Annotated in this window: 2 protein-coding genes; both read left to right on the top strand. The window is 76.6% G+C overall.

The window, feature by feature from the left end:
• The first annotated feature begins 30 nt into the window (after positions 1-30).
• A complete protein-coding gene (locus G6556_RS18205; protein WP_166944479.1) occupies positions 31-1,770 on the top strand; it encodes an ABC transporter ATP-binding protein in 1,740 nt (579 codons plus the stop codon).
• Between the two features lie 52 nt (positions 1,771-1,822).
• Positions 1,823-2,707: an ABC transporter permease gene (locus G6556_RS18200; RefSeq protein ID WP_166944476.1), complete on the top strand. Its 885-nt coding sequence runs from the start codon at positions 1,823-1,825 to the stop codon at positions 2,705-2,707.
• The last annotated feature ends 11 nt before the right edge of the window (positions 2,708-2,718 follow it).

Genomic DNA, 2,718 nt, shown 5'->3' with positions numbered 1-2,718 from the left:
CCCGTCGTCCCCCTGCGAAGGAGACCCGCCATGCCCGGAACCGCCACAGCCCCCGTGCTGCGGGTCGACGGCCTCGACGTCCGGCTGACCCGCGACGGCGAGACCGTGCACGCCGTCCGCGGTGTGGACCTGACCGTCGAGCGCGGCGAGGTCGTCGGCCTGGTGGGCGGGTCCGGCTCGGGCAAGAGCATCCTCGGCCTGTCGGTGATGGGCCTGCTGCCCGCCTCCGCCCGGCCGGTCGTCTCCGGGTCCGTCGACCTCGCGGGCACCGACATGATCGGCGCCCCGGACGCCGCCCGGCGCGCCGCCCGCCGGCAGCACGTCGGCGCGGTGTTCCAGGACCCGATGACGTCCCTCGACCCGACCATGACGATCGGGCGGCAGCTCGGCGAGGTGACGCGCGACCGCGCCCACGCGCTGTCCCTGCTAGAGGACGTCGGCATCCCGCGCGCCGCGGACCGGCTGAAGGCCTACCCGCACCAGCTGTCCGGCGGCTTGCGCCAGCGGGTGATGATCGCGCTCGCCGTGGCCCGCCGCCCCTCGCTCATCCTCGCCGACGAGCCGACGACGGCCCTGGACGTCACGGTGCAGGCGCAGATCCTCGACCTGCTGCTGACGCTGCGCGAGGACATCGGCTGCTCGATCGTGTTCGTCACCCACGACCTCGGGGTCGCGGCGCAGGTGTGCGATCGGATCGCCGTGATGCAGCAGGGCCGGGTCGTGGAGTCGGCGGCGGTCGACGAGGTGTTCGGGAACCCGACGCACGCGTACACGAAGAACCTGCTGCGGTCGCGCATCGACCTGCGGACCCCGCGGGACCGCCCGCTGGCCGCGATGCCGGTGACGCCGCCCGCTCCGGACGGGCCCCCGGCCGGCTCCCCCGCCGCCGAGGACGACGTCGCCGTCGGCGCGGACGGCGTGCTCGACCTCGCTTCCGGCGCCCCGACGCCCGGGCTCCCCGCGGTGTGGCCCCCGGTCGTCCTGCGCGACGGCGCGGCCGTCACCGTCCGCGACGTACATCGCGTGTTCCGCAGCGGCCCGCCGTGGCGGCGGCGCGAGCTACCCGCCCTGCGCGGCGTCGACCTCGAGGTCCGCGCCGGCGAGGCCGTCGCCCTGGTCGGCGAGTCCGGCTGCGGCAAGTCGACCCTGCTGCGCGTGGTCGCCGGGCTGGAGACCACCACGTCGGGCGAGGTGGTCGTCGCCGCGGGCGCCGCGCCGCAGATGGTGTTCCAGGACGCCGGCGCCTCGCTCACCCCGTGGCTGCGGGTCGGCACGATGCTCGACGAGCGGCTGCAGGCCCACGTCACCGGCATGTCCCGCGCCGAGCGGTCCGACCGGGTGCTCGACGCGCTCCGGACTGTCGGCCTGCCGCCGGAGACGGCGCGTGCCCGCGGCGACCAGCTGTCCGGCGGCCAGCGGCAGCGCGTGGCGCTCGCCCGCGCGGTGATCGTGCCGCCGACCGTCCTGCTCTGCGACGAGCCGACGAGCGCGCTCGACGTCTCGCTCGCCGCCACGGTGCTCAACCTGATCGGCCGGCTGCGCCGCGAGCTCGGGATGTCCGTGCTGTTCGTGACGCACGACCTCGCCGCCGCGCGGATCGTCGCGGACCGGGTCGCCGTGATGCGCGAGGGCCGGATCGTCGAGGTCGGCGCCACCGACGACGTCTGCGAGCGCCCGCAGCACGAGTACACCCGCACGCTGCTCGGCGCGATCCCCGGCCCGCAGCACCGCCGCGACCGCGTCGCCACCCCGACGGGAGCCACCGCATGACCGCACCCCACGACATCGCTCGCTCCGCTCCCGATCTCGAGGGGACCCCGAGATGACCACCGCCGACCTCGCCGTCACCCCCGGCGGCGCCCGCGCCCGCGCCGCGCGCCGCTGGGCCCGCGTCACCGCCGTGCGGCACCGTGCGCTCGGCGTCGACCTCGCCGCCGTCGTCGTGCTCGCGCTGGTCGTGGTCGTCGCGCTCGCCGCCCCGGTGCTCGCGCCGCACTCCCCGATCCTGCGCAGCGGCGACGCGTTCCTGCCGCCGCTCAGCCCGGACCACCTGCTCGGCACGGACGCGCTGGGCTACGACATCCTGTCCCGCCTGCTGTACGGCATGCGGTCCAGCCTCGTCGCGGCGGCGATCGTGATCGCCTCGGGCGTGCTGGTCGGCGGCCTGGTCGGCCTGCTGTCGGGGGCGCTGCCCGGCTGGGTGGACACCCTGCTCATGCGCACCACCGACCTGTTCCTGGCGCTGCCGGGCCTGGTCATCGCGATGGCCGTCGCCGCGGCGCTCGGCGCGTCGTTCACCTCGGCGCTGGTCGGCGTCGCCGTCGTCTGGTGGCCGCTGTACGCCCGGCTGGTCCGGGGCGAGGTCCGCGCCTGGGCCGCCCGCCCGCACCTGGAGGCCGCCCGGCTCGCCGGCACGCCGTGGGGCACCCGGGTCACCAGGCACCTGCTGCCCGGGGTGCGTTCGACGATCGTGGTCGCCGCGAGCCTCGACGTCGGCGGCCTGGTCGTCGCGCTGTCCGGCCTGTCGTTCATCGGGCTGTCCTCCCCGGCGCCCGCCCCGGAGCTCGGGGCGATGGCCGCCCAGGGCATGGCGTACCTGCTGCAGGCCTGGTGGGTGCCGATCTTCCCCGGCCTGGCGGTGCTCGTGATCGCCCTGGCCGCGAACCTCGCCGGCGACGGCGTCCGCGACCTGATGCGGGGGCGCTGATGCCCGCGCCC

The organism is Cellulomonas sp. IC4_254, from assembly GCF_011603975.1.
In the GTDB taxonomy this organism is placed as follows: Bacteria; Actinomycetota; Actinomycetes; order Actinomycetales; family Cellulomonadaceae; genus Cellulomonas.
Note: the sequence above shows the minus strand (reverse complement) of the source record. Positions and strands in the feature narration are given on the sequence as shown.